The 26,033-nt window shown below is 61.7% G+C and carries 21 protein-coding genes; 11 read left to right on the top strand and 10 right to left on the bottom strand.

Annotated elements, in window-relative coordinates; genetic code table 11:
* Window positions 1–251: 251 nt before the first annotated feature.
* The 10 genes from CL52_RS14685 to CL52_RS14640 form a co-directional block, all read right to left on the bottom strand.
* Window positions 252–1,046 carry a hypothetical protein gene (locus CL52_RS14685; RefSeq protein ID WP_018076231.1) on the bottom strand — a complete coding sequence of 265 codons (795 nt, stop codon included), beginning with the start codon at window positions 1,044–1,046 and terminating at the stop codon, window positions 252–254.
* Window positions 1,046–3,040, bottom strand: coding sequence for a BREX-3 system phosphatase PglZ (gene pglZ / locus CL52_RS14680; protein WP_018076232.1), 1,995 nt, complete (start codon window positions 3,038–3,040; stop codon window positions 1,046–1,048). Before pglZ ends, CL52_RS14685 begins: the two co-directional genes overlap by 1 nt.
* Window positions 3,037–5,922 carry a DEAD/DEAH box helicase gene (locus tag CL52_RS14675; protein WP_038057936.1) on the bottom strand — a complete coding sequence of 962 codons (2,886 nt, stop codon included), beginning with the start codon at window positions 5,920–5,922 and terminating at the stop codon, window positions 3,037–3,039. Before CL52_RS14675 ends, pglZ begins: the two co-directional genes overlap by 4 nt.
* Before the next feature lie 5 nt (window positions 5,923–5,927).
* Window positions 5,928–6,977 carry a hypothetical protein gene (locus CL52_RS14670; protein ID WP_018076234.1) on the bottom strand — a complete coding sequence of 350 codons (1,050 nt, stop codon included), beginning with the start codon at window positions 6,975–6,977 and terminating at the stop codon, window positions 5,928–5,930.
* A complete protein-coding gene (locus tag CL52_RS14665) occupies window positions 6,970–8,892 on the bottom strand; it encodes an AAA family ATPase (RefSeq protein WP_018076235.1) in 1,923 nt (640 codons plus the stop codon). The genes CL52_RS14670 and CL52_RS14665 overlap by 8 nt, the downstream gene beginning before the upstream one ends.
* A 3-nt stretch (window positions 8,893–8,895) precedes the next feature.
* A complete protein-coding gene (locus tag CL52_RS14660) occupies window positions 8,896–11,682 on the bottom strand; it encodes a DNA methyltransferase (RefSeq protein WP_019751244.1) in 2,787 nt (928 codons plus the stop codon).
* Between the two features lie 91 nt (window positions 11,683–11,773).
* Window positions 11,774–15,505, bottom strand: coding sequence for a DUF6079 family protein (locus tag CL52_RS14655; protein WP_043221499.1), 3,732 nt, complete (start codon window positions 15,503–15,505; stop codon window positions 11,774–11,776).
* Window positions 15,502–16,017: a BREX-3 system P-loop-containing protein BrxF gene (brxF, locus tag CL52_RS14650; protein WP_018076240.1), complete on the bottom strand. Its 516-nt coding sequence runs from the start codon at window positions 16,015–16,017 to the stop codon at window positions 15,502–15,504. Before brxF ends, CL52_RS14655 begins: the two co-directional genes overlap by 4 nt.
* A 9-nt stretch (window positions 16,018–16,026) precedes the next feature.
* Entirely contained in the window at window positions 16,027–16,230 is a 204-nt protein-coding gene (locus CL52_RS14645) for a helix-turn-helix domain-containing protein (RefSeq protein ID WP_011927933.1), read from the bottom strand.
* Window positions 16,231–16,480: 250 nt separating this feature from the next.
* On the bottom strand, window positions 16,481–16,729 hold the full coding sequence (locus CL52_RS14640) for a hypothetical protein (RefSeq protein ID WP_018076241.1): 249 nt from the start codon (window positions 16,727–16,729) through the stop codon (window positions 16,481–16,483).
* A 31-nt stretch (window positions 16,730–16,760) separates the two neighbouring features.
* Here CL52_RS14640 and CL52_RS14635 point away from each other — a divergent pair, with 31 nt between their 5' ends.
* The 11 genes from CL52_RS14635 to radC all read left to right on the top strand — a co-directional run bounded on the left by CL52_RS14635 (window position 16,761) and on the right by radC (window position 26,029).
* Window positions 16,761–17,132 carry an integrative conjugative element protein, RAQPRD family gene (locus CL52_RS14635; RefSeq protein ID WP_018076242.1) on the top strand — a complete coding sequence of 124 codons (372 nt, stop codon included), beginning with the start codon at window positions 16,761–16,763 and terminating at the stop codon, window positions 17,130–17,132.
* Window positions 17,129–17,368 carry a TIGR03758 family integrating conjugative element protein gene (locus CL52_RS14630; protein WP_018076243.1) on the top strand — a complete coding sequence of 80 codons (240 nt, stop codon included), beginning with the start codon at window positions 17,129–17,131 and terminating at the stop codon, window positions 17,366–17,368. The genes CL52_RS14635 and CL52_RS14630 overlap by 4 nt, the downstream gene beginning before the upstream one ends.
* Before the next feature lie 22 nt (window positions 17,369–17,390).
* On the top strand, window positions 17,391–17,759 hold the full coding sequence (locus CL52_RS14625) for a TIGR03745 family integrating conjugative element membrane protein (RefSeq protein ID WP_016446157.1): 369 nt from the start codon (window positions 17,391–17,393) through the stop codon (window positions 17,757–17,759).
* A 12-nt stretch (window positions 17,760–17,771) separates the two neighbouring features.
* A complete protein-coding gene (locus CL52_RS14620; protein ID WP_043221495.1) occupies window positions 17,772–18,182 on the top strand; it encodes a TIGR03750 family conjugal transfer protein in 411 nt (136 codons plus the stop codon).
* A gap of 79 nt (window positions 18,183–18,261) precedes the next feature.
* Window positions 18,262–18,954: a PFL_4703 family integrating conjugative element protein gene (locus tag CL52_RS14615; protein ID WP_043221493.1), complete on the top strand. Its 693-nt coding sequence runs from the start codon at window positions 18,262–18,264 to the stop codon at window positions 18,952–18,954.
* Complete coding sequence (locus CL52_RS14610; RefSeq protein ID WP_043221491.1) at window positions 18,951–19,865, top strand: TIGR03749 family integrating conjugative element protein; 915 nt, start codon at window positions 18,951–18,953, stop codon at window positions 19,863–19,865. The genes CL52_RS14615 and CL52_RS14610 overlap by 4 nt, the downstream gene beginning before the upstream one ends.
* Window positions 19,855–21,288 carry a TIGR03752 family integrating conjugative element protein gene (locus tag CL52_RS14605; RefSeq protein ID WP_043221489.1) on the top strand — a complete coding sequence of 478 codons (1,434 nt, stop codon included), beginning with the start codon at window positions 19,855–19,857 and terminating at the stop codon, window positions 21,286–21,288. Before CL52_RS14610 ends, CL52_RS14605 begins: the two co-directional genes overlap by 11 nt.
* On the top strand, window positions 21,269–21,703 hold the full coding sequence (locus tag CL52_RS14600) for a TIGR03751 family conjugal transfer lipoprotein (RefSeq protein WP_043221487.1): 435 nt from the start codon (window positions 21,269–21,271) through the stop codon (window positions 21,701–21,703). The genes CL52_RS14605 and CL52_RS14600 overlap by 20 nt, the downstream gene beginning before the upstream one ends.
* The gene (locus CL52_RS14595; protein WP_043221485.1) at window positions 21,703–24,582 is read left to right on the top strand and encodes a conjugative transfer ATPase; all 2,880 of its coding nucleotides are present in this window, start codon (window positions 21,703–21,705) and stop codon (window positions 24,580–24,582) included. The genes CL52_RS14600 and CL52_RS14595 overlap by 1 nt, the downstream gene beginning before the upstream one ends.
* A 13-nt stretch (window positions 24,583–24,595) precedes the next feature.
* On the top strand, window positions 24,596–25,339 hold the full coding sequence (locus tag CL52_RS14590; RefSeq protein ID WP_016446150.1) for a DsbA family protein: 744 nt from the start codon (window positions 24,596–24,598) through the stop codon (window positions 25,337–25,339).
* A gap of 195 nt (window positions 25,340–25,534) precedes the next feature.
* The gene (radC, locus tag CL52_RS14585) at window positions 25,535–26,029 is read left to right on the top strand and encodes a RadC family protein (RefSeq protein ID WP_003140985.1); all 495 of its coding nucleotides are present in this window, start codon (window positions 25,535–25,537) and stop codon (window positions 26,027–26,029) included.
* Window positions 26,030–26,033 lie beyond the last annotated feature (4 nt).

Raw genomic sequence — 26,033 nt, 5'->3', positions numbered from 1 at the left:
CTGATCGGCTGGGGTAAAGGTCATCCACCGAATGGGCAACCCGGCAACGGTCAATCCATAGAGTATGAGGGGGCTGAGCCCCTACCGCTCTGCGTCCTTGACCTTGATCGGGTCCTGCACTGATACAACGCCGTGCTCCGGATGGTGAAAAAGGAACTTGGCAATCGCAACGTAGAAATGATGCTCTCTTGGTGCTGGCTGCGTCTGCTGATGCATGGACCCCCTCACTGGGTTCGAAAGAACCCGGCTGTTTAATCTGCTCGGCAGTAGTTTTTACTGTATGTACAATTTTGCTGATCCTTCAACTTCAACAGCTCATCGTCCAGTCCATAGCGAACCACGTCGATACGCTCGCTGCGTTGGGATACAAAGTCACCGGTCATCACGGGGAGCTGGAATGGGAAGAATGCCGGGTTGTTCAGGAGCAGACCCAATGCGCCCTTGGCCTCCGGTGTGGCCAGGAGTGCGGATTCAAACATCAGGATGGCCAGGTTTGGCTCGGCAATGCTCACCGGAGCGGCTTTCTCATAGCAGCCTTTGGTCTCGGAATCCTTCAGGGCTCCCCAGGCGACAAAGGAGCGGATGACGAACCGGGCATAGCGGCTGACGGTTTGCCGGTCGCCGTACTGTTCCTTCAGGCGGTTGATGATCTGGGTCTGGGTCACCTGATCCTGCAAGGCCAGCAAACGGCCGGTCTGGCGGGCCACATTGAACCAGAACGGATACACCGCCGAGATCATCCCCCAGTGGACCGCCAGAGCCATGGCCGGGTTTTCCCGCAGAAGCGCCAGCGAGGCATCCCGGAACGGGATCAACTCGGGGTCAGGAGAGACCCAGATCTTCATCAAGTTGTTGACCACGAAGGTCCGGGTCTGATCGCTTCGTTCGCGCTCTGAGCCGTTGCCTTTTCTGTCCACGAGGAACTCATGCAGCTCCTGGCGGATGGTTTTGGCGTCGAGGCCTGCCAGCAGCAGATTGGCTGCCTTCTGCATCCACTCGAAACGGATCGCCTGCTTGATGCCAATGGCTTCATGTCTTTTGCCCATCACCGTGTTCTCCTTTCAAACTTCACAAGGGGCACGATGACTTCTTCGATGGCTACACCGCCGTGACCTACGATGGCATCTCCCGGATTCACGAATGCGTCGCGGCCACCGGCTACCAGAGGGAAATAATCTGCGGGCAACCCGACCGGCTGCCACTCGTGGGCAAACGGGAAGGCCCCGGCCACCTGAGCGCGGAGTTCCGGCGTGGGATAGACACGAACCCGCTCGCCGCGAGTCTCGGCAATCACACCCTCAGATGGGCGGCCTTTGCCTTCGCATTGAATGTTGCCGTGATCGGCCGTCAGCCAGACCTCATAGCCGTAATCCAGCAGTTGGCCGACCATCGCGGAAAGAAACCCTGCATGGCACCACTGCTTGATCTGGTTGTGCATCCCGGCCGAGCCGAGTTGCATGCCGTGCATGATCTTGTCCACCTTGTCCACGACCAGCCCAACCACCTTGGTCTTTCCGGGATGGATTGCGGAGTCGAGGACGCCCGCAGCATCGCCGTCGCCAAGGCCGCGCTGGTAGGCGACATCCAGCCGAGACAGGCCATGGCCTTCCCAGAACTGCTTCCAGAGTTTCTCTTCGCTGTTGGTCGAGTTGATGGATGACGGGAAATAGAGCGGCGGCTTGCCCGAGAAGATCGATTGCCGCGATACCGAGGTCAGCGTCGGAATCCAGGCGAAGGTCGCGGATTCGCGCATGACCAGATTGGCATCCTGCTTTTGCAGTAGCTGGCGAATGGTCACCCACTGGTCCAGGGCCAGACCATCAACCACGATCAGCGCGGCCCGGCTGCTACCGGAGTCCTCGATGTCCCGAGCCAGGCGGCGCGGCACATGGTGGAGCATGGCCGGATTGGTCGGCGGTAAGTTGATCAGACTGGAGTAGTGGTCCGCCAGCCAACCGGCAAAGGTCGTGTTCAGTGCATCGCCGATTTCCTTGAGTCGGGTCTGATGCTCGGTGCTGTTGCCACAATGAACCAGCGAAGAGAGCTCGGCCCATTTCAGCGCGAAAGCGGTCCAATCAGAGTAACGCGCTTCCGCAGTGGGCAGCTCCTTCTCGACAAGGCCAAACAAGCGAGAGATCCGTAGATCGTCATCGTCCACGCCGGACGTGGCGATGCCGCTACGAACCCAGGACCCGGCATCCACTTCAATGCCTTTGGCCTCGACAGGGGTGAGTTTCCCCTCCAGGAACAGGTTGTCGATGTAGACCTTGATGTCCTGATGGTCGAACGGCAGGCGATCAGGGCCGGGATACTTGAGGCCGTATTCCGGCGAATCCTCCCGTACCTGATGAGCGCTGCCGAGCCTGGAAAGAAATAGCGGCCAGCGTTCCTGCAAAAAGGCGAAGAACGCCTCATCGTCCGGAACGATTTCAGAGAGCGGCCAAGCCTTGAATCCATCATGCCCTTTGAGAACCTGGATAAGCCGCTCAGCCAGCATCAGCGGGATCTGTAGCTTCCCATAGTGCAGGCGCAGCAATGCGCGAAGCAGCTCCACCTCGCCCCCAATTAGTTCCGCTGCAATGCCGAACACATGACGGAGAATGAAATCCTTGGTGGCGTTGTCGCCCATGCGATCCGGCGGCGACTTGCGCTGGGCCTCAAAAAGCGAATCCAGCAAGCTCCTGTCGAGCTTTTCAATGACCGGATAGCTCAGGTTGGGAAAGAGATCCCCCAAGTTGAATGAAAGCTTGCGGCCCGCCTGGAGTAGGTCGTAAGGCAAGGATTCCAGCTCCGCATCCTGCAAGCGGAGGACTACCACCAGATCGGTGTGCTCACCCCGGTCCCAGATCGAACGGTACTTTGACTCATAGGCGTATCTGAATTCGACCGGGTCACTGAACTCGATCAGGTCGAACCCGCGCCCGCGAAGCTCCAATGCCAGCTTCTCCTCGGTCAGCAGACAATCCGGGTCCGCGACCAGGGTCAGCTTGCTGACGTTGGGTACAAAATCGTTCAGGATGGCGTCTCTCCAACTACTCATTGAGCGCTTCCCTTGATGATCCGCAGCATCAGCAACGACCGGATTTCCGGTACGATCTGCCGCGCTGATTGCAATTCATGCCGCCACTCAGTTTCCTCGGCATCACAGCGAGCCAGACGGTACTGGCGCACTTCGGGCAGCCCCACCCGCTCGATGGCCTTCCGCCGTGAGGTAAAGGCGACCATGCCACGTTCCTCTTCCCGGTTCACCGAAGCGAGGTGCGCTTGCTGCAGGGCGTCGAACAGCTCCTGTCCGGCCTGTTCGGCAGCAATCTGCAAACGCTCATGCGCGGTGATGGATTCATCCTGCCCGAGGGTGGCTTGCACTTCGGCTTCCGCTGTCTGTAGCGCATCCCAGATATGCCGGGCCGTGGGCAGAAACAGTTTGCCTTCCTCGCTCAAGAACACGCTGACATAGCCCCGCCGCACCATGGGGATGCGCAGGAGTTGTGTCTTCTGGTGCATTCCGGCCTGAAGGCGGATCTCAAAGAGCCCCCAGAGTCCGGAGATGCTGGCTGGCAGTCCGCTCACAGTTGCGCAAGGCAATGGCTGACCTGCCGCGATTTGCGGAAGGTTCAAGGCCAGTCCACGGACACGGCTGTTTTCAAGATTGAGCAAGGTTGCATCGGCCAGGCGGTCCGCTTCCCGGGCGTTGAACACGGCCTTGCGATGTTCCTGGCCGTCCGGCCAATTCAGTTCCCACCAGGAGCGCTTGCGGCTGGCCGCGCCGCCGTGAGAATTGAGATAGCCCACCGTCATCCGCTCCACCCAATGGGGCAGCGGATGGGAACGCAGACGCTCAGCCGCCTGCACATCCGGTTCTTCTGAAATGCCATAGATGGCGGAGGCCTCGCGCACCTGCTGAATCTCATCACGAAGCCGGGCCACCGTGTGATCGACGGAGGTTTCGATGCCGTCAGGATTGAGAATGGCCGAGGCGAACACATCCTCGAACATCTCACCGGCCTGGGCGGAGTCAAGTACGTCGCCGGTCTTGTCGATGCCGAACTCGTCGAAGATCACCGAGAGCTTCTGCTCCAGCACTTCGCGGACCCGGAACTCGACCGAATCCTCGAACACGAAATTGATTGCCCGCACTTTCTTGGGCTGGCCGATACGGTCCACACGGCCGATTCGCTGTTCCAGCCGCATTGGGTTCCAGGGGATGTCGTAGTTGATGATGACATGGGCGAACTGCAGGTTCAGGCCCTCACCACCCGCATCGGTGGAAACCAGCACGCGGTGCGATTTGCGGAAGGCGTCCTGGGCCTGCTTGCGTTCCTCCATATCCATGGAGCCGTTCAGGGTGACGACCGATATGCCCCGAGCTTCCAGAAACTCCTTCAGCATCTGCTGGGTCGGCACGAACTCGGTGAAGATCAACACCTTCAGGTCCGGCTCGTTTTCCTCGGCCTGCAGTTCGTAGACCCACTCGATCAACGCCTCGGCCTTGGCGTCCGGTCCAGCCTGTTCGCAGCGAACCGCCGCATCCAGCAGGGTCTCCACATGGCTGCCTTCGCTCTGAAGAGCCGAGACATGGGATTTCAGCAGCTCATCGAGCAGCTCCTGGCCGTCCATGTCGTACAGCTCGTCGAAGTTTTCCGAACCATCCGCGCCGTTTTCCAGCTCCGCCAGGCGCAGGCTGGCTTGCTGTTCGCCTTCCTTTAGCGCCGCGAGCCGCCGTTCCAGCGTAGTGCGGATCGCCCGGGTGCTGGAAACCACCAGGCGCTGCATCAGGATCATCAGGAAGCCGATATGGCGCTTCTTCTCGCGCAGGGCCTGGTTGTAGCCCTCGCGCACATAGTCGGTCACCGCTTCATAAAGGAGCTGCTGAAGGTGATGACGGCTCTCCCAGGCCACCGGGGCCATCTGCGTGCGCCGGGGTTTGAAGAGCGGCTTGCCGTCGGCATCGATGGCCTTGCGCTTCTCGGTACGAATAACATACGGGGCCACCCGCTCGCGGGAGACGCTGTCCATGTCCGGAAAAGCGTCGTCATCCAGCAGGTTCATCAGGCGATGGAAGGCATCGGTCTTCCCCTGGTGGGGAGTCGCGGAAAGGAGCAGCACATAGGGCGCGGCCTCCGCCAACCCCTTGCCGAGCTTGTAGCGGGCGACCTGATCAGTGCTGCCGCCCAGACGGTGCGCTTCGTCCACCACCACCAGATCCCAACCGGCGGTAATCAAATCCTCGAACCGGCTGCGGTTGTATTCGGCAACGCGCTCAGCAGTCCAGCCGCGCCGCTTGTCCATGGGTTTGACCGAATCCAGGGAGACGATGACCTGATCAAACATCGACCAGGCTGAGCTCCGGTGATCCGCCCCTGGAGCCAGGCGTTGCAATGTGCCGATGTCGTCGCCCAGCACGAGCTGGAACTGCTCGTTGAAATGGGTCTGCATTTCCGCCACCCACTGGGTGGCGATACCTTTGGGAGAGACGACCAGGATTCGCCGAACCAGCCCGCGCAGTTTTAGCTCGCGCATGACCAGACCGGCCTCGATGGTCTTGCCGAGACCCACCTCATCGGCCAGCAGGTAGCGCACGCGGTCGCCGGAGATGGCCCGGGACAAGGCGTGGATCTGGTGCGGCAGCGGAATGACGTTGGACTCCATGGGAGCCAGCAGCACATGGCCCTCGGTGGCGCTGGTGGAGCCTTCGAGCACCTCGGCCACCTTGGCTGCGGCTGCCACATAGGCTATGCGCCCGGCTTCAATCTCCGGCTGCAGGTCGGCACTCAGCGGCCGCAAGGCGGAGCGGGGCACGCGCACTACCGCGTCCTGGTTCGGCAACCAGACACGGCACACCGTCTGCCCCCACAAGGTCTGTTCTTCGATGACCTTGCAGGCGCTGTTATGAACGGTGCTATATTGCCAAACATCCTGCATCGGCATCATCCCGGAATTGAAAAATCGTTGTGATAAACCACGGACGCTAACTCGACCGTCCCGTCGGCGCACTCCCAGTAATGAAGATGGAATTCCCTATCGATATCTCGACGCTGCGCCTTATCAGAGCCACGCATTCTTTGCGGATCATTTCCACCTGGCCCTGTCCGCAGAGCATGCACGGCTGGAAGATTGTGCCCTTTGATAGTCTCAACGATTGATCGGAGAATCTTAGGCGGCACGGAATCCCCTTGGTCGGCGCAAACTTGCTGGCACAACTCCCGGAATCTGGCTCCAATGGCTGGAACAATCACGCCACCCCAGTCAGGGGAATCACCTTGAGCAATCTCGTTTTTGAATAGAGCGATTCGGACGGCGAGTTCAATTCCAAGGTCGTCAGACGCGCCAACCAGAATGGCGGATTCATCGAGACAATCGATCAGGCCCCGAAAATCGTCACAGACCAACACATCGCCTTCAAAGAACTCGGGTGGGCACGGCAAAACCGGGATATCGTCTCTGGCATGCTCGAGCTCGTGAATATGGGCTCTTACCTGGATTACCTGTTTGGGCGCTTCTCTCAGTATGAGCGAATGGCCGCCAAGAGGTTGGGAGCAGTGCTTGCGTAGGACGGCGATCAACGTGATGCATCGGGCAAGATCGGACTGGAGGCCGTCGTGTGTTGTCAGCCGAATAACATCCGGATCTGTTTCCAGATGTTCTGCCAAGACATCCTTGACCCGATAGTAGGTTTCAAAGGATGGAGTGATCGCCAGAAGCTGGTTGGCAATTCTCGCAACCGTATTGACGTCGTACTCTACTATGCCATGGGCATTGAACAGTTCTCTGAGTTGCTCCCTCAGTGGATACAATCCGTCGGCAAACAGGGACTCTGAAGCCCGCTCGCTCATGTAAATGGCCACCCAGGGCTCATCAAGCAACTTGCTCCAGTCCAGTAGCGTATCCACATACTGGAAAGCATCATCCTTGGCGCAATCAACATGGGGAACAGCGAGCACGCCTGCGTCAATTGTTACGCTGGGCAGGCTATGCATCTTTATTCCTCCGGCTTGCTTTGCGCTTCATCGCCGCAGCTCTGAGGATTTCCTCGGCCTGCTGTTGGGACTGATCAAAGAATCCTTCCGGCCAGTCTGAGATGGCTCCGTACTCGTTTATCACCACCTCTCGGAAAGCTGAACCCTGCGACGGCTTTTCCACGAAGTAGATCTTGGTCTGACTGTTCAGCTCCTTCTCGGGTGTTGCCGCTGCAATTCGGAAGCGAAGGCGGTCGATGAAATACTCGCTGTGGGTTTCAACAATGCACTGCTTATTGCAGAGCGCCATCGAAAGGAAAAAGTCGCCGAGTAGTGTCTGAACTTTCGGGTGAAGATGCAGCTCCGGCTGTTCAAAAACGAGTGTAGAGTCCGTGTCGGCGAGAAGGCACATGACGAGGATCGGCAGGACCTGGCTGACGCCTACACCCACATGCGTGAGGTCATGCGTGCTATCCGAATTGGAAAGCCCCACCTTCAGCTCGTGCCCCAATTTGCCCTGGTCTCGGCTTTTGACTGAGCTGGCGACTCCCAGATATTGGAGCCAATCGATAACCGCCGCTTCGAGAGTCCGGGTAACTGTTTTACGGTCAACTACCGGCTCTTTGAAATTTACGGACGGGATATAGCGGATCTTCTTGTTTTTATGCAGTTCAAGAATGGAAGCAGTGTGCTCTCCGCGTAGGCCTACGTCATGTGGGTCCGCTGCTGGCGCGAGCGGATACAGCGGTTTGGGAGCATCCCTCAACGGCCCGAGGTATTTCAAGGCAGAGGCGAAGAAATTATCCAGATACCATGTAGCTTCCGTTATCAAGCGAGGTGGCCTGGCTTGGACGAAGGCATGGGTCTCGGGCTTCTCTGCCGTTGATGCCCTCATGGCTTGGTGGATGCGATCAAAAAGATCATCGCGCTCACGCAGGACCTGCTGAACTTTCAGGCGCTCGTCGCGTGGGAGGCTGCGCAACCTTTCATACCAAGACCTGAATGTAAGCGTATCGGCCTCGGAACCGAAGAGTGACTCCTGCCGATACTTGTCCTTGAAAGTCTGATCAAAATCGATTGTGCCTTCGAGGACTTCGCGCAACACCGCAACGATCTCTTCGGAAAGGAGAATCTCCCTTCCCATGTTGCGCCGTAAGCCAATGGCACGACGGCCATCATCCTGAAGAGCCATGGCGATGGCGTTTGCGTCCTCTTCGATGGTATCGATGGCGTAAACAATTCTCTCGGGAAGGAAGTGTCGAAGCATGCAGCCGATTGGCTTGGCCGAGCGAAAGTCATCCTTCACCTCAGCCATGGAGCCATCGTCCAGCTCAACAGCGTAAGCCAAACTGGCGCGTAGCTGATCGTCAATTTCACTGGCGCTGTCGGCTCCTTCAATCTCGGAGATGGCCTTGGTGGAATGATGGATCGATATATCGGCTTTCTGATCCACGTTGTCCTCGTCCCTGGATATGCAGGACAACTGCGTAGCAAAAAGCCGAGGTTGGATTTGGAACAAATCACGCTGGGAGCTCGAAGCATCAGCGTCGAACGAAATCTCACAAGCGATTTCCTGAAGCTGATTGGAGCGCGGTCCATAGTAAATAGCACCACGGGGCGCGAACTGAGACCGCCTGCCTATTGCAGCATCCTGATCCGGAAGTGGCCGACAGGTACATTTGATGGTGATCTGGTCTGAAGCACCACCATTGGATTTCAGGTCGTCAAACTGGCCCAGGCTCGTGAGAGCACCATTCAATACGACAGATCGCGATCCGACCTTATGGGCCAAAGTCTGTGCTACGAGAAGGACGGATTGGATGAACGTGCTCTTCCCGCTGCTGTTTGCGCCAGCGAAGATCGTGAGTGGGCCGAGGTCCAGCTCAGTCTCCTCACGAATCGATTTAAAGTTGAAGACCTTCCATTTGGTGATCATGGGCTATTCCCCTCCCATCCGCGTTACCGCCTGGTCGTACCACATCAGCAGCTTGGGATCTTCTTCCAGAACGTTGTTGGGGATCTTGTCGGCCACGGCGACGATGACGGCGTAATCACGTTCCTGCCAGGCTTTCTTGAATCCGGCGCGGACAGCTTCCAGGCGGAAGACCTTGAGCTTTTTCTTGACCTCTTTGTATTCCTCGAACTCCTTGAGCAGCGCTTTCTCGCGCAGCTTCTCCAGGTCGCCCGCCTTGTTGGGATCGGGCACATACCAGCGGTCGCGGGCCTTGGTGACCAGGGTCGGATCATCCTTGGGCAGGTTGCGCAGCTCTTTCCAGTTGGTTGAGAGGTAGGCGTGGATCTGCTCGGGTACCGGGCCTTTGCCGTCATAGCGAAGGAAGTTCTGCTCCAGCAATGTCAACAGTTCAAGCGGAACTTCGCTCTTGCTCCAACCAGCGGTCTCTTTGAGAAATAAAGGGTGAAGATCTTGGAATGATTGTGGCTTCCTTATTAACTGTTGCTTGAGCCACTGAATGGCAGAGGATTCGTCGATTACAAACAACTGCAGTTGAAGCACTTCCTTAACAGTCATTCGCTTTTTGTCATACATTGCCGCTTGGTCCGGCAAAAAATACATTCCGTCTCTCAATGAAAATCGTTGATCTAAGCCAGAGTAGAAGTCCGAGGCAGACAGAGGTACAGCTACGCCTCTTTGGACATGAAATGCGACCATTCGGTCGAACAGAAGGTAATTTTGTCTTTCAGCTATAACCTCAACTTGGCTATCCTTTGAAACAAAAACGGGTAGCTGGCCAAGATGAGTGCGTATGAAGTCCCAAACACCGTCTTCGGTTCCGGCCTCAAGTTCAAAGCGATCCTCAAGACCACCATTTGGTCTATATGCAGATATGACTAAGTCTTGCTTAACAGCTCCGGCTGTTGTCATCTGCTTGTATGTTCCTTGCCCCTTATCAAGAATCCGCACGTCAGCTATCACAAAGCCAGCTATCCCGAGAGATTCTTGAATAACATTCCAAACTGCGTTCTTACTATTGTGGAACGCGATGGTAATCCACCTTCCCGGCTTAAGGACTCGAAAAAGCTCGCCAAACGACCTTGTCATTAAGTCTTTGTATTCATTGAGGCCTTTGCTCTGTTTTCCTGAAATTATTGCCTCGTAGTCTTGCTTAGTGAAAACCTTGAGCCATGCCTCATACAGAAAGCTCAACTCGGAATAAATGATGTTGTCTCCGAATGGCGGATCAATAAAGATATAGTCAACGCTACCTGACGGGATATGCTGTAGATTGGTTCCTGATTGTGTGCTTGAAATTGTCCTGCCTGGCTGTTTTTTCAGTTCGAAGACATTGGAGATGTCTTTGACTTTCCCTTTAGCAAGTACAAAAATATTTCGCTCAGCAGAGACACTTGGGAACTGCAAGGTGTTATATGTCTGGCCAGCTAGATTTATTTTCCCGCCCTTGAAGCCTACATTGTGCATTCGACTGCCGGTTTTTACTGCGAACGAAGTGCATAAAAAGGCCATTTCATGAGGGTATGAGCTTTTTTGTGCTGCTGCAAATAGCTCAGATAGTGCAATCAAATTACGCTTCGTCCAAAAATGATGGACGTGAGTTATGCCAAAATGGATTCCGGCCCTAAACATATCGCCCCACCTTTCGCCATTGAACATCATTGGGGCCGATGGCGAAAACGAAGTGGGTTTCAAGCTATTGATGCGAGACATTAGCTCTCGATCAAATTTAGATGGATGCTTTGAAAAAGTCTTATTTCCTACGCGAGCCTGGATTAGAACCAAATCTTGTCGGTTTTGTTTTATAGAAGTCTTTAACTCATCATCCCAATATGTTGTATGCGCCCGACCGGAAGCTGTTTTTTTAATCTCCCTTCCACATTTTGGGCACTTCATTTCTGCGTTGAAACCTTGAGATCCCTCATCAAGCGCCGGGTTCCAAAGAAGCACCTCCTCACCACATTCACAAAAAACTACATCAGACCACAATCCGTATTCGAAGCTTCCCTTCGATTTGCCACCGGGAATGTCAGTCTCATACATCCAGCCCAAATTTTTTTCCGTTTCATTCAGGAGTCTCTCCGCACATTTTTGGAAGGTTCGTGAACTAAGGCTGGAATTGAAGTTTCTTTGCAAAAAAGTTGCGAATGGAGACAAATCGACCATGATCGCATGGCGTGTTCCCCATGAGGGCTGTTCTCGCCCGGTTTCTCGCCAATAGTCTTCGATTGCTCTTTTCAGGTCTGATGGAGGCTCAGAGCACGCTTGTGCTGCAACTCCGGTCATCCCGGTGCCGGCGAAGCAGTCTAAAACCACATCGCCAGGTGAGGTGTAATTCAAAATATATCGGACAATAGCTCGATACGGGACTTTCGTGTGATATGTATGCGCCATGCATACTGGATCTTGCTTCCCCTCGCTTACATCGGCCGCAAAAGGTTCCCTGTGGTAGTGGTAGCCATCGGGCTGTTCCGGCTTTTGCGCCTCCCAATCGGCGATGAAGTCGGCGATCCACGGGTTCGGGCAGGCGGTGTAATACGGCGGATCGCTCAGGTTCAGGATGTCCTCGTCGCTGCCGATGGGAAAGCCTTCGATCTTGCGGAACTCCGGGTCCTGCATCTTCTTGCGCAGCTCCTCGGTAAAGTGAGCACGGCGGGCCTCGTCGTTCTCGAACGTCATGCCGAGACAAGTCACCGGGCCGGAGGGCTTCTGCGGCTCTTCAAGCAGCGAGTCGAACAAACTGTTTTCTTTCATCTTCATAATCCTTGGCTTTCGTCTTGTGTCTCAGCTTGGTTACTTCGCGGGTGACCAAGCTCGACGGAGTTGGTCACTCGCTTAGTCACTCTTATTCCATGACGATCCGCACCTTGGCCGGGTCCTTGCCCTTGGTGAGCTGATCAATGTACTCCTCAAAGCGTTTCTTCATCTCCGCCGGGGTGGCCGGGCCGTCGGTGACCTGCAGGGCCTGTTGCAGCTCCTGCGCCTTGACGGTGACCTTGACCAGACCGGAGAGCACTTCCTTCAGGGCGTGAACAAAGTTGCTGTCCAGCGGCACCGGCAGTTCCTTCGTCTTGATGAAGGCTTCCAGGGGCTCGCGGTCGTCGATCTTCAGCAGATCCATGTTGGCCTGGGTGATCGGGTCCTCCAAGTTGCTGAGGATGGTAGAGGTCCAGGCAGCCACCATGGCGTCGAGCTGGGCGTCCATCTGGTCGATCATCTGCGAGCCTGCCGAAGCAAAGGTTTCCACCGAAGGCCGGAACCCGCAATGCGGGCAGATCGGCGAGGCGTCGAGGTTTTGCTCGGTCAGGGCGAAGCAGCTCTTCAGCCCGGCCAGGCGGTTCTGGTAATCGGTGAGCTGCTGCCGTGGCATCAGGTCGATACCCGCCAGTTTGAGCAGGGTTTGCAGGCGCTGGTCGTTGAGCAGGCCCGCCTTGCGCTTGTCGTCGTTCACGCCCAGCCGGGCCTTGGTATGCAGACCGATGTAGGCGACGGTGTAATCCTTCTTCAGCTTTTGCAGCTTGGCCCCGATGGACTGGGACTGGCTGGCCAGCTCGGTCAGGTCGGCCTGCTTAAGGGCATCCAGCACGTCCTGCCGGGTGGTCTTCATGCGATCCACCCAGTCATGCTCGGCGGGCAGCACCGCCTCGGCGGTGGAGAGCCAGGATGCCGTCGGGCTGTGGTCCATGATGAACTCGCGCAGGGCGTCCAGCTCGTCCAGGGCCTTCACGGCCTTTTCATGGGCCAGCACTTCGGGTGCGCTGTAGCGGAAATTCTTCAGCTTGCCGGGCGAGGAGTAGGCCTGGAGCGATTCAAAGAAGCCCTTGGCCTCGTCCAGCCCGCTGGCCTGGCTGGCCAGGTCGGTTCCCGCGAGCAGGTCCAGGCCCCAGAAGGAGAGCCCTTCGCGCAGGGTCTGCTGGGTCATGACGATGCGCTTGACGATCTTGCCCACCGCCTGCTGCAGGTTCTGCACCGGCTCGTCCTTGCCCTGGGTGACAAGCTGGGCCATGCCCGGCGTCATGCCGAGCAGTTCGAACAGCGCTTTGAGCGCGGGCAGGTTCCATTCCTTGGGTTGCTCCAGGTGCTTGAAGCGGACCAGCTCGTCCATGCCGGTCGCGGCAAGCTGCTGTAGTCCGGTGGCGTCAAACTTTTTGCCCGGAATGGCGAGCACGATGTCGCCGGAATAGACCAGCGAAGCCAGGATGACCGCCACCCATTCCGGCTCAAGCCGACCACCGCCGGGGTTCATGTATTCCAGCCCGTGGTCGTCCTGGATGATCTCGCTGCGGTTGACTACCTGGCCGTGCCCCTTGGCCTTGACGGTATCGAGAATGAACTTGGTGTACTTCGACTTGTAGGGGTCGATCTTCTCGCCGTCGAGCAGCTCCAGGGCGTCCAGCACGGCGGTGGCCTGCTTGGTGCGGTTCTGCCCGGCGATGGCTCGCAGGGCGTCTTGCGCTGCCTGGGCGCGGTTGTTGCCGGTGATCAGGACCGAGAAGAACGGGTAGTCCGGGGCCTGGTTCTCGAAGTTCGGTGCCAGGCAGACACCGGCGATGGTGTTCACCAAGTCGCGGAAGTTGATAGTCTCGTGAGGCGACAGGCCCGACAGGTCGCGGATGGATTTGCCCTTGGCCCATTCGGTCATGGACTTGGCACGGCCCTGATAGGTGACCTCGAAGGCATCGCTCATGTGCTTCTGCAGCCACTGGACCAGCTTCTTCAGGAAACCGTTGGCCTTCGATTCATAGGTGGCCTTGGCATGGCCCGATGAGGTGGCTGCAAGATCCAGTGCGGCCGCATAGCTCTTCAGCGCAGTCTGGAATTCCTCGTCGGTGCCTTTCAGGCGGAAGAAGACCTCGTCGTTGACCTTGTCATCCTTGAAGCGCGGCGGATCGTTGGGCTGGATGAAGTAGAGGTAAAAGTCCCGCTGCGGCACGGCGGTGGAACGCTCGTTCGGTGCCCCGAAAAAGAGGTAGCCGGAGCGGGCTGCCTTGTGCTCCTGCCAGACCAGTTCGTGCTGCCAGATTTTGTAGCCGGTCACATAGGTGGCGTCCTGGCATTCCATGACCCGCTTGAGCGCCTCGTAATAGAAGCGGTCGAGCTGAGCCTGGCCCAGGCTTTCGGCCCGCTTGTCGATCAGGGCGTCGAAGTCGTCGGTCTTCTTCAGGTCGAGATAGAACTGGCGGTTGTCGGCATTGAAGGAGATGAACTGGCCGCTGACCGTTTTGTGGATCTCGCGCAGGACCGTTTCCACATGGGTCTGCAGATCCTTGTCGGGCTCATCGCTGCCCAGCTCGGCGATCAGCGGATCGAACAGGCAGAGACGGTCGCGCAGTTCCTCGGCGGACGCGCCCATGGGGGCATAGATGTCGCCGGTGGTGAGGCGGTGGACGGACAGCGCATGGATCAGGCGCAGCGCCATCGGCTTGTATTGTTTGCGGGTGATGGCGTTCTCGATGCGGGATTCCAGAACCTGGCTGCAATCAATGACTGCCCGGATTTCGGGAATGGCGCGGAACGAAGCGTTCTGCTTGAGGGTACCCCAATAGCTGTCGAAGGCGATCAGGCCGGGTTCGTCCTGCGGCACGTCCTTGCCAAGAATGCCTTTCATGCCCATGGACAGGGTCTTGAGCACCTCGCGCTTTTCCACCACGGTGACCCGCTCGAAGGTGTCGATGTAATCGGGATGCACCGGGAAGAGCCGGACAAACTCGTCCATGCGCTCATTGAGCCCGCCGTAGTATTTGGCAAAAGGCATCAGGTAGTCGCGGATCTTGGCCTGTTGCTCGGTGGTCTTCTTGAGCAGACGCTCGGCCACGACGAATTTCACATCGCTGCGGGCAATGAGGATCTGCTCGAAGCGGTCCTTCACCCGGCGGATGCTGTCGGCGACAAAAGCGAAGCGCGGGCTGTCGAAAATGGCTTCCTGGACACCGGCCATGAAGCGGAAGCGCAGGTCCTTGCAGACCTCGCCGACCTCGCGGAGGAAGTTGAGGTCGAGGATCAGCTCCTGGTCCTTGCGTGTGCGCAGGTAGTCGAGCAGCTCGTCGACCACCAGCAGCAGGCCGTGTTCGGGGAAGACCTCGCCGAACTTGGCCATCATGTCTTCGAAGGCCCGCTTGTGGCTGGTAATGGTCCCGGCTTCGGGGAACACATACTCCACGCCGAGTTTTTCGAGATGCTCTTCCAGTTCGGCCACCAGGATGTCGCGCAGGGACATGGTGGTGGCTCCGATCTCGGTACGGATAACCTTGAAACGCCCGGCGATCTGAGAGGCTGCGTCGCGGACACCATCGTTCTTCAGCCCTTCCAGCAGGGAGGCATCTGCGGCAAGGCTGGAGACCACCGACATCAAGTGCGACTTACCGGTGCCGTAGTTACCGACGACCAGCAGGCCCTTGTTGTCGACCGGCTGGTCGAACTGCATCTGAGGAATGACAAGCTGGGTGAGCCGTTCGGCCATTTCCTCGGAAATGACATAGGTGTTCACGAGGGTGTGTGCGGCGCTCGATTTGTCCGCGTCACGCAACTGAACGACCGACTCAATCGGGTCGAATTGGATAAGGTCTCCGTATTTCATGCTTGTCCTGCCTCTCTATTATTTTTTGCCGAATCGACCGTGGCCGTGCCATCCATGCCCACAATCAGCGCATCGACCGAGTCATAGCTGCGGTACTCGGGATGGCCGGTTTCGGCGTACAAAAGCCTCCCGGAATTCATGATTCCGTTCCACGAAGCCACCACGGCCCGATTTCTCGAAATGGACTGCAGCAGGCGCAAGGGGTCCTGCTGGAGATCCTTGTCGAAGAGGATCTCGAGATTATCCAGCACCACCGGTGCTTGAGCCTGGTCCGCGATCTGATCGAGGATGCCCGGCAACCGAAGCGACCGCTGCTTTGCCGTCAGCTCAAGCAGTTCGCCTGAAAGCGCCAGATTGACGTTGACGACAGATGAGCCGAATTCCTCGGCAATATCCCGAAGAACGCCGGTCTTGCCGGAACCGGTCTCACCCACCAGCAACACCAGACGGTGATACAAGCCTTCGGCTGCCTGGAGGGATCGTTTTATCTTGTCGTGAATCGGCTCGGCCATGGTCGCTCCTTATTGCTCGGTGTCCGGCTTATCGGATTTGTCAGCCGCACCGCCGGAGCGGACCCATTCGTCCACTTCGTCTTGTTTGAACATCCAGCGACGGCCGACGCGATGACCGGGCATAGCCCGTTGTTCGATCCACTTGTAGACCGTCTCGTTGCTTACATTCAGGTATTTGCAAATGTCATCGACCGTCAGCCATCTCTCATCCATAGCCTTCGTCCTTCGTTCATCATGTTTTCGGTAAAAGCCCGAAGGTCTCCGGGAAACCCGAAATCCGGACACAGTGCCGCAAATTAACCTCCATAAACTACATTGATGGATTGCCAAAATCAAGCGTTTTGTGCCGATTAGTACCGACTTTTCCGAAAAAGTGCCTGATTGTCGTTGGTGATCCGGTTGCCGTTCTGAGAAGGGGCCCGCTCGTATAAGGGGATCGCCCCTCCAGCAGGCACTGTGCGACCTAGCGCCAAGCAGCCACCGCGGTGACGACCTCGGCCAGCACCGCGAATGCATCGGCTTCGGTCGGAGAGAAGTAGGCACACCGCGCCAGCAGGGTTTCCACATCAGTGACCGGCCTGTCTTGTTCTAACAGCCAGGTCCTGGACTCCCGGCCTTGTCCGGAAACGGCGCTACGCCAACCATCGAGGCAAATCCGGTGCGCCGCCCGTTCCGATTCTTTGCGGCACACCCCGGCCTCACGCCGCAGCATCCCGCCATCCAGACGACTGCGGAACGGCGTGATGACACCCCTTGGCAACCTGACGACCGCCTGCCGCCGTGTGCCGGCCCTGGCCTTGGCGCTGACCATCGCGCTGGCCAGCGCATCGCCCGCATCGGCCGACGATGCCAGCGCTGAACACGAGCAACTGGCGGCCCTTGCCCGCCAACTCAACCTGATCGACCGCCTCGCCGAGCACGCCGCCAATTCCGCCCCGCAGGAACGCGCCCGCTATCACTTCGACTACGCCCGACTGCGCGCAGACCTGAAGCGCGTTCGCGCCGGCCTGCAGGACTACCTCGTGCCCCAGCGCGCCCAGCCGCGCGATCCCGTCCCGCTGGCCGGCGACTATGTCCGCCGCGACCGCGCCGACGACGAGGAGCCGTCGCCATGACGCCCTCTGCCGATCAGGTCGCCGCCTTCCAGGCCAACGGCGGCTTTGCGCCTTCGGCCGTCTCTGCCGTGGTGCTCGCTTTCGTGTTTGCCGTGTTGCTGCTGTGGGGCGTGTGGGCCATGCGCACCGCCTACGTCGGCTGGGCCGAGCACCGCATCACTGAACGTCAGTTCCTCGGCGTCATCGTGCGCTTCGTGGCGATGTACCTGATGCTGACCTTCTTTCTCCTCTCCTGACCGTCACGAAGGGCCATACGCCATGAACACGCCACCGACACCCCATCGCATTCCGTCCCGCATCGCCGCTCCGCTGCTGCCGCTGGCGCTCGCGGGCCTGCCGCTGTCGGCCTTCGCGCAGGGCCTGCCGACCATGGAAGACCCATCGCGCGGCCAGGGCAGCGGCATCCTGCAGACCTTGCAGAACTACGGCTACGACATCGTGCTGCTGATCGCGCTGCTCGTGGTCGCCTCGATGTTCGTCGGTGTCTGCTATCACGCCTACACACGCTATTCGGAGATCCACACCGGCCGCGCCACCTGGGGCCAGTTCGGCCTGACGGTCGCCGTGGGCGCGATCCTGCTGGTGGTCGGCATCTGGCTGCTCACCAAGGCCACCGGCGTGCTGTGAGGGCGGCAAGCGATGGCCGTCCCTTCGGAGACCCCGCGCGACACGCTGGTGACCTTCCTGCCTCACCGGCTGAACCGCCAGCCCGTGGTCGTGCGCGGGCTGACCGCCGACGAGTTGTGGATCTGCGCCGGCCTGTCGGCCGCAGCCGGGTTCGCGCTCGGCCTGCCGCTGGCCTGGCTCACGCACACCATCGCCATGGTGCCCACCCTGATCGTCGCCGGCATCGCGCTGGGCGTCTTCGTCGGCGGCGGCTTCCTGCGCGCGCAGAAGCGCGGCCGGCCCGACACCTGGCTGTACCGGCAGCTCCAGTGGCGGCTGGCATTGCGGCACCCGGCGCTGGCAGCGCTCCTGGGCGGCCAGCGCCTCATCACCCGCTCGGGCTATTGGACGACCCGGCGCAACGCCGATCGAGGTGCGCCATGAGCGCGCCCGCACGGCCGCCCGAAGGGCGCGCGAACCTCCCTCGGGGAGGATGTCGCGTCAGCGACAGGAGGGTAGTTCAGTGAGCCGTTTCAAGAACGAGGTTGCGCACCTGCAGGCGCACTTGAAGACGCTGCGCCTGGGGGCCGGCGCGTTGTTCGTGGTGGCGCTGCTGCTCGGCTTCGGCTGGTGGAGTGCGCCGAAGAGTCTGACCATCCATGTGCCGCCGGACCTGCGCTCGGGCAGCACGCGCAAGTGGTGGGACGTGCCGCCCGAGAGCGTGTATGCCTTCTCGTTCTACATCTGGCAGCAGATGCAGCGCTGGCCCACGAACGGCGAAGAGGACTATCCGCGCAACCTGCGTGCGCTGTCGGCCTACCTGACGCCGAGCTGCCGGGCCTTCCTGCAACAGGACTACGAGTACCGGCGCGCCAGTGGCGAGCTGCGTCAGCGCGTGCGCGGCATCTACGAGATTCCCGGCCGCGGCTATGGCGACGCTCCGGCCACGCGCGTCAAGGTGGTTTCCGACCGCGATTGGATCGTCACGCTCGACGTGAGCGCGGACGAATACTACGGCTCCGAGCAGGTCAAGCGCGCCCTGGTGCGCTACCCCATCAAGGTCGTCCGGCTGGACATCGACCCCGAGCGCAACCCCTTCGGCCTGGCGCTGGACTGCTACGCCAGCGCACCCCAGCGCATCGAACCGCCGCCGACGCCGACCCAGGCCGGCGCGCCCGCCAACGCCTCCGGCCACCTGCAGGGAGACTCCCCATGAAGTCCGTTAACTGGTCGGCCCTGGCCGGCATCCTGCTGATCCTCGGTGTCGTGCCGGCCAGCCAGGCCGTGGAAATCCTGCGCTGGGAGCGCCTGCCCCTGCCGGTGCCGCTGGTGGTCGGTCAGGAGCGCGTGGTCTTCATCGACCGCAATGTGCGCGTCGGCGTGCCGGCCAGCGTCGGCGACCACCTGCGCGTGCAGAGTGCCGGCGGCGCGATCTACCTGCGGGCGAGCGAGCCGATTCCGCCCACGCGGCTGCAACTGCAGGACGTGGAATCCGGCGCGCTGATCCTGCTCGACATCGCCGCCGAGCCGGCGAAGGACGGTCAGGCGCCGCTGGAGCCGGTGCGCATCGTGGAAGCGGAAGCCCCCGCGAAGCGCTACGGCGGCGGTGCGGCAAGCGGCGCGGACGAGCAGGCCGACGCGCCCGCAGACAAATCCGTTCCCCGGCGCGAGACGCCGGTACCGGTCGTGCTGACGCGCCATGCCGCACAGAACCTGTACGCGCCGCTGCGCACCGTCGAGCCGGTTGCCGGCATCGGGCGCGTGAACCTGCGCCGTGGCCTCGCGCTGGACACCTTGCTGCCGACGCTGCCGGTGCACGCGCGGGCATTGGCCGCGTGGCGCCTGGAAGACCAGTGGGTGACGGCCGTGCGCCTCACCAACACCTCGGCGCGTTGGCTCGACCTCGACCCGCGCGCCCTGCAGGGGAACTTCGTGGCGGCGACCTTCCAGCATCCGAACCTGGGGCCGGCCGGCACCCCGTCCGACACCACGGTGCTCTACCTGGTCACGCGCGGCCACGGCCTGGCCGAGTCGCTGCTGCCGGCGCTGAGCCCGATCGATGCCACCGCGAACCTGCCGCCGGCCGCCGCGGCCGGCTCGACCGGAGGAGCGCGCGATGAAAAGTAATCCGCTGCTCAAGTGGCTGCTGATCCCGATGGCGCTGCTGCTGGTGTTCGTCGGCGTCAAACTGTTCTCCGGCGCCCCCGGCGGCCAGCCCGCCCCCAAGGCCGCGGCCAGTACGCTCACGCCCGAGGAGATGAAAGCCCTGGGCATCGCAGGCGACACGCCGCGCGATACCGTCGCCACGCTGGTGGCCCAGGTGAAGCAGTTGCGCACCGAGCTGCAGAGCGCGCTCGGCGACAACAAGCAGCACAAGGCCGAGAACGAGCGCCTGCGTGCCCGGGAAAGCGCGATCGACCAACGCATCCAGAGCGCGCTGGAAGGCGAGCGCAACCGTCTGGAGCAGGAACGCACCCAGGTGGCCAGCGACAGGCAGCAGACCGAGGGGCTGATGCAGGATCTGCAGCGGCAACTGGACGGCCTTGCGGGCAAGGGCGGCCCGTCCGACCTGCCCGTCGGGCTGGGGCTGGAGGAGGGTGACGGCCAGCGCTTCGACCGCGGCACCAGTAACACGCAGTGGGTCGAGCCCGACGATGCCAAAGTGGACGCCACGAGCGGGAGCAAAGCGCCGGGCTTTCCATCGAGCTTCGGGCCGGCCCAGAAAAGCCTGTCGGCCACGGTGGAATCCGTCGCCGACGTTGGCAGCCGCGCGGTGGGCGCATCCACGAGGGCCGTGTACACCGTGCCGTCGAACTCCACGCTCATGGGGTCGATTGCCATGACGGCGCTGATCGGGCGCGTACCGATCGATGGAACCGTCAACGACCCGTACCCGTTCAAGGTGCTGATCGGCCCGGACAACCTCACGGCCAACGGCATCGACATCCCCGACGTCGCCGGCGCCGTGGTCAGCGGCACGGCCTCGGGCGACTGGACCCTCTCGTGCGTGCGCGGGCAAATCCGCTCGGTCACGTTCGTGTTCCAGGACGGCACCATCCGCACGGTGCCGGAGGACAGCAGCAAGGGCAGTAGCAGCGGCGGCAACTCGGGGCACAACGGCGCCAGCATCCAAGGCGGCCTGGGCTGGATCAGCGACCCCTACGGCATTCCCTGCGTCAGCGGCGAGCGGCGCAGCAACGCCCAGCAGTACCTGGGCAGCCAGGCACTCATCACCGCGGCCGGCGCCGGCGCGGCCTCGCTCATCAAGTCCGACAACGGCAGCGTGGCCGTGGTCGCCAACAGCAACGGCTCGCTGGGCACCGTCGGCATCAGCGGCAACGAAGCGATGGGCCGCATCCTCGCGGGCGGCGTGCGCGACATGGCCGATTGGGTCAACAAGCTCTACGGCCAGGCCTTCGCGGCGGTCTACGTGCAGCCTGGCGCCAGGGTGGCCGTGCATCTGGAGCAGCCGCTCGACATCGACTACGACGCCAAGGGGCGTCGGGTCCACCACCGCACCGGAGAAGCCCATGCCTCGGATCTGGATTGACGCGGCCGCCGTGCTGCTGGCGGCCACCCTGCTCGGCGGCTGCGCTACCAGCAAGGAGAAGCTGCTGCCGCACGGCGACAGCACCATGCTCGACATCTGGCATCAGGAGACCGGCGGCAGCGCGGGCGGCGGCCAAGCCGCCCGGCAACTGCTCGATGCGCGCCAGGGCCTGCGCCGGCCGCTGACCGAGGCCGCTGTGCAGGCAACGCCCGGCATGCAGGCGCGCTACACCCGTACCGCGCAGAACGAGATTTACCGCCAGTTCCACCGCCTGCCGAACCCCGACCTGGTGATGTACGTATTCCCGCACCTGGCGGGCACCGACCCGGTGCCGGTGCCCGGCTACAGCACGGTGTTCCCGCTCTACCAGCGCGTGCAGTACGCGATGCCGGGCGAGCGCGTGGAGGACTACTGATGGCCTGGTGGTCACGCAAGCCCGGCGCATCGCCTGCTGACGCCGCGGATGCGACCGATGATGCCTGGGCACGGCACGTAACGGCCTTGGCGGCACAGGGTGTCGCCGAGCCGGGCAGCGCGCTCGGCCGGGGCCGGCGCAGACCGGCCACCCAGGCCGACCACGATGCGCTCTATGGCGTCGCGCCGTCGTTCGCGGACTTGCTGCCCTGGGTCGAGTACCTGCCCGGCAGCAAGTGCATGTTGCTGGAAGACGGCCAGTCGGTGGCGGCCTTCTTCGAACTGGCGCCGGTCGGCACCGAGGGCCGCGAGATGGCCTGGCTATGGCAGGCGCGCGATGCGCTGGAGAACGCCCTGCAGGACTCCTTCGACGAGTTGGACGACAACCCTTGGGTGGTGCAGCTCTACGCCCAGGACGAGGCCGACTGGGACAACTATCTGCGCTCCCTGGCGAACTACCTGCAGCCGCGTGCGCAGGGCAGCGCGTTCAGCGACTTCTACCTGCGCTTCTTCGCCCATCACCTGCGGGCCATCGCCAAGCCGGGTGGCCTGTTCGAGGACACCACGGTGACGCGCCTGCCGTGGCGCGGCCAGATCCGGCGCGTGCGCATGGTGGTCTACCGCCGCACGTCCGCCGCCCCGGCCTCGCGGCGCGGCCAGTCGCCCGAGCAGGCGCTGACCACGATCTGCGACCGCCTCGTCGGCGGGCTGGCGAATGCCGGCGTGAAGGCCCGGCGTCTCGGCGCGGCGGACATCCACGCCTGGCTGCTGCGCTGGTTCAACCCGAACCCGACCTTGCTCGGCGCCACTGCCGAAGACCGGGAACGCTTCTACGCGCTGACCCGCTACCCGGAAGAGCGGGAGGAGGGCGAGATCGAACTCGCCAGCGGCACCGACTTCGCGCAGCGCCTGTTCTTCGGCCAGCCACGCTCGGACGTGCCGAACGGCCTGTGGTTCTTCGACGGCATGCCGCATCGGGTGATCGTGATGGATCGCCTGCGCACGCCACCCGTGACGGGCCATCTGACGGGCGAGACGCGCAAGGGCGGCGACGCCATGAACGCGCTGTTCGACCAGATGCCCGAGGACACGGTGATGTGCCTGACGCTGGTCGCCACGCCCCAGGACGTGCTGGAGGCACACCTCAACCACCTCGCCAGGAAGGCCGTCGGCGAGACCCTGGCCTCGGAGCAGACCCGGCAGGACGTGCAGCAGGCGCGCGGCCTGATCGGCAGTGCGCACAAGCTCTACCGCGGCGCGCTGGCGTTCTACCTGCGCGGCCGCGACCTGGCCCAGCTCGATGCGCGCGGCCTGCAGCTCGTCAACGTGATGCTCAACGCCGGCCTGCAGCCGGTGCGCGAGGAAGACGAGGTGGCGCCGCTGAACAGCTATCTGCGCTGGCTGCCGTGCGTGTTCGATCCGGCTGCCGACAAGCGCCAGTGGTACACCCAGCTCATGTTCGCGCAACATGCGGCGAACCTGGCGCCGGTCTGGGGCCGCAGCCAGGGCACGGGGCATCCGGGCATCACGTTCTTCAACCGCGGCGGCGGGCCGATCACCTTCGATCCGTTGAACCGCCTCGACCGGCAGATGAACGCGCATCTGTTCCTGTTCGGCCCCACGGGTTCGGGCAAGAGCGCGACGCTCAACAACATCCTGAATCAGGTGACGGCGATCTATCGGCCGCGCCTGTTCATCGTCGAGGCGGGCAACAGCTTCGGCCTGTTCGGCGACTTCGCCGCACGGCTGGGTCTCACCGTGCATCGGGTGAAGCTCGCGCCCGGCGCGGGCGTCAGTCTGGCTCCGTTCGCCGACGCCTGGCGCCTGGTCGATACGCCGAGCCAGGTACAGACGCTGGACGCTGATGCGCTCGACGAAGACCAGACCGATGCCGGCATGGCCGTGGAAGGCGATGAGCAGCGTGACGTGCTCGGCGAACTGGAGATCACTGCACGGCTGATGATCACCGGCGGCGAGGACAAGGAAGAAGCGCGCATGACGCGCGCCGACCGCAGCCTGATCCGCCAGTGCATCCTCGATGCGGCCCAGCGCTGCGTAGCGGAGAAGCGCACGGTACTGACCCGCGACGTGCGCGAGGCGCTGCGCGAGCGCGCCCGCGACGCCACGCTGCCTGAGATGCGGCGCGCACGGCTGCTGGAGATGGCCGACGCCATGGACATGTTCTGCCAAGGCGTGGACGGCGAGATGTTCGACCGGTCCGGCACGCCGTGGCCCGAGGCGGACATCACCATCGTGGATCTCGCCACCTTCGCGCGCGAGGGCTACAACGCCCAACTCTCGATTGCCTACATCTCGCTCATCAACACCGTCAACAACATCGCCGAGCGCGACCAGTTCCTGGGCCGCCCGATCATCAACGTGACGGACGAAGGCCACATCATCACGAAGAACCCGCTGCTCGCGCCCTACGTGGTCAAGATCACCAAGATGTGGCGCAAGCTCGGCGCCTGGTTCTGGCTCGCCACGCAGAACCTGGACGACCTGCCGAAAGCGGCCGAGCCCATGCTCAACATGATCGAGTGGTGGATCTGCCTGTCGATGCCGCCCGATGAAGTCGAGAAGATCGCGCGCTTCCGCGAACTCAACGCTTCGCAGAAGGCGCTGATGCTCTCGGCCCGCAAGGAGGCCGGCAAGTTCAGCGAGGGCGTCATCCTGTCCAAGTCGATGGAAGTGCTGTTCCGCGCCGTGCCGCCCAGCCTCTACCTGGCGATGGCGATGACCGAGCCCGAAGAGAAGGCCGAACGCTTCCAGTTGATGCAGCAGCACGGCATCAGCGAGCTGGACGCCGCCTTCCGCGTGGCCGAGAAGATCGACCGTGCGCGGGGCATCGAACCGCTGGCGCTGGATACGTTGGCCTGACGGGAGCGACACGATGCGCCTGCCCTCATTCGCCCGCCGTCATCCCTGGATCGGTCTGCTGATCGTGGTGACGATTGCGGTTGCCTCGTGGATGCTGCTGCGCGCGCCGCATCCGGCAACCGAGTCCATGCCCCTGGCCGCCGCCGGGTCCGAGGGGCCGAAACCGGCTGGCCCGCCCTGGCTGTATGGCCGTGCCGATGCGCGCTTCACGGTGGTCGGCTACGCCGACCTGGAGTGTCCGTACTGCCGGGCCTACTTCCCCGAACTCAAGCGCTGGATCGACGCCCATCCCGAGGTGAACTGGCAGTGGCACCACCTGCCGCTGTCCATGCACGAGCCGGCCGCGACTGCCGGGGCACGCCTGGCCGAGTGCGCGGGCGAGACGGGCGGACACGCCGCGCTTTGGCAGGCAGTGGCCTGGCTCTACGCAAACACCCGTGGCGACGGCCAGGGCCTGCCGGAGGGCCTGCGCTATCCCGACCTCACGCCGGCCATGCAGGGTTGTCTCGACAGCGAGCGCCCCGATGCCGTCATCCGTGCCCAGGCGGCGGAAGCAGCACAGCAGGGCATCGCGGCCACGCCGGCCCTGCAACTGCGCGACCGCGAGTCCGGCAAGACCCTCCTGCTGCACGGTCCCGTCGAAGGCGATGCCTTGCTGTCGGCCATCGACCTGCTCGCCGCCGGCAGCACGACCGCGGCCGAACCCGCCCATTCCCCAGACATGCCCGCCGGCGTCGCCGGTGACATGCCCAGGTAGCCATCGATCTTCAAGGCTGCGGCGCGGCTCGTCCGCGTTGATCGAAACCCGTTCGCATCGCATCCCTTGACGCGAACAGCCACCGCATCCGCGGTGGTGGATGCCCGCTCGTCACCTGTTCCATCCCCATCGTCCCCCGGAGGGTGTGCCCTCCTGGGGCAGGCGCCCTCCGATCTCATCCATTGGAGGTTCGCCATGTCTCTTGCCATCGCCGACTCCCGCCCGGAGTCGCTCACCCTGATCGCCGCCCAGCACGAAGACTGGATCATCCAGCAGGCCATCACCCTGCTGGAGAACCGCGTGTTCAAGGCCGGTCCGGCGCTGGGCAGTCCCGCCGCCGTGCGCGACTACCTGCGCCTGAAACTGGTCGCGGAGCCGAACGAAATCTTCGCCGTCGTGTTTCTCGACAACCAGCACCAGGTGCTCGCCTACGAGCCGCTGTTCAAGGGCACGGTCGACCAGACTTCGGTGTATCCGAGGGTGGTGGTCCAGCGTGCGCTGGCGCTCAACGCTTCGGCGCTGATCCTGGCGCATCAGCATCCCTCGGGGAACACCGAGCCCTCGGCCGCTGATCGTGTGATCACCGAGCGGCTGAAGAGCGCCCTGGCCACCGTCGATGTCCGGGTGCTGGATCACTTCATCGTCGGCAAGGGCAGCCCGTACTCGTTCGCCGAAGCCGGCTTGTTGTAGTCCG

Source organism: Stutzerimonas balearica DSM 6083 (genome assembly GCF_000818015.1).
Classification (GTDB): Bacteria; Pseudomonadota; Gammaproteobacteria; order Pseudomonadales; family Pseudomonadaceae; genus Stutzerimonas; species Stutzerimonas balearica.
This window is presented reverse-complemented; position numbering and strand designations above follow the sequence as displayed.

Excerpts from the sequence above, each read along its gene's own strand:
- CL52_RS14685 (WP_018076231.1), bottom strand. The coding sequence starts at position 1,046 with ATGGGCAAAAGACATGAAGCCATTGGCATCAAGCAGGCGATCCGTTTC.
- pglZ (WP_018076232.1), bottom strand. The coding sequence starts at position 3,040 with ATGAGTAGTTGGAGAGACGCCATCCTGAACGATTTTGTACCCAACGTC.
- CL52_RS14675 (WP_038057936.1), bottom strand. The coding sequence starts at position 5,922 with ATGCAGGATGTTTGGCAATATAGCACCGTTCATAACAGCGCCTGCAAG.
- CL52_RS14670 (WP_018076234.1), bottom strand. The coding sequence starts at position 6,977 with ATGCATAGCCTGCCCAGCGTAACAATTGACGCAGGCGTGCTCGCTGTT.
- CL52_RS14665 (WP_018076235.1), bottom strand. The coding sequence starts at position 8,892 with ATGATCACCAAATGGAAGGTCTTCAACTTTAAATCGATTCGTGAGGAG.
- CL52_RS14660 (WP_019751244.1), bottom strand. The coding sequence starts at position 11,682 with ATGAAAGAAAACAGTTTGTTCGACTCGCTGCTTGAAGAGCCGCAGAAG.
- CL52_RS14655 (WP_043221499.1), bottom strand. The coding sequence starts at position 15,505 with ATGAAATACGGAGACCTTATCCAATTCGACCCGATTGAGTCGGTCGTT.
- brxF (WP_018076240.1), bottom strand. The coding sequence starts at position 16,017 with ATGGCCGAGCCGATTCACGACAAGATAAAACGATCCCTCCAGGCAGCC.
- CL52_RS14645 (WP_011927933.1), bottom strand. The coding sequence starts at position 16,230 with ATGGATGAGAGATGGCTGACGGTCGATGACATTTGCAAATACCTGAAT.
- CL52_RS14640 (WP_018076241.1), bottom strand. The coding sequence starts at position 16,729 with ATGCTGCGGCGTGAGGCCGGGGTGTGCCGCAAAGAATCGGAACGGGCG.
- CL52_RS14635 (WP_018076242.1), top strand. The coding sequence starts at position 16,761 with ATGACACCCCTTGGCAACCTGACGACCGCCTGCCGCCGTGTGCCGGCC.
- CL52_RS14630 (WP_018076243.1), top strand. The coding sequence starts at position 17,129 with ATGACGCCCTCTGCCGATCAGGTCGCCGCCTTCCAGGCCAACGGCGGC.
- CL52_RS14625 (WP_016446157.1), top strand. The coding sequence starts at position 17,391 with ATGAACACGCCACCGACACCCCATCGCATTCCGTCCCGCATCGCCGCT.
- CL52_RS14620 (WP_043221495.1), top strand. The coding sequence starts at position 17,772 with ATGGCCGTCCCTTCGGAGACCCCGCGCGACACGCTGGTGACCTTCCTG.
- CL52_RS14610 (WP_043221491.1), top strand. The coding sequence starts at position 18,951 with ATGAAGTCCGTTAACTGGTCGGCCCTGGCCGGCATCCTGCTGATCCTC.
- CL52_RS14605 (WP_043221489.1), top strand. The coding sequence starts at position 19,855 with ATGAAAAGTAATCCGCTGCTCAAGTGGCTGCTGATCCCGATGGCGCTG.
- CL52_RS14600 (WP_043221487.1), top strand. The coding sequence starts at position 21,269 with ATGCCTCGGATCTGGATTGACGCGGCCGCCGTGCTGCTGGCGGCCACC.
- CL52_RS14595 (WP_043221485.1), top strand. The coding sequence starts at position 21,703 with ATGGCCTGGTGGTCACGCAAGCCCGGCGCATCGCCTGCTGACGCCGCG.
- CL52_RS14590 (WP_016446150.1), top strand. The coding sequence starts at position 24,596 with ATGCGCCTGCCCTCATTCGCCCGCCGTCATCCCTGGATCGGTCTGCTG.
- radC (WP_003140985.1), top strand. The coding sequence starts at position 25,535 with ATGTCTCTTGCCATCGCCGACTCCCGCCCGGAGTCGCTCACCCTGATC.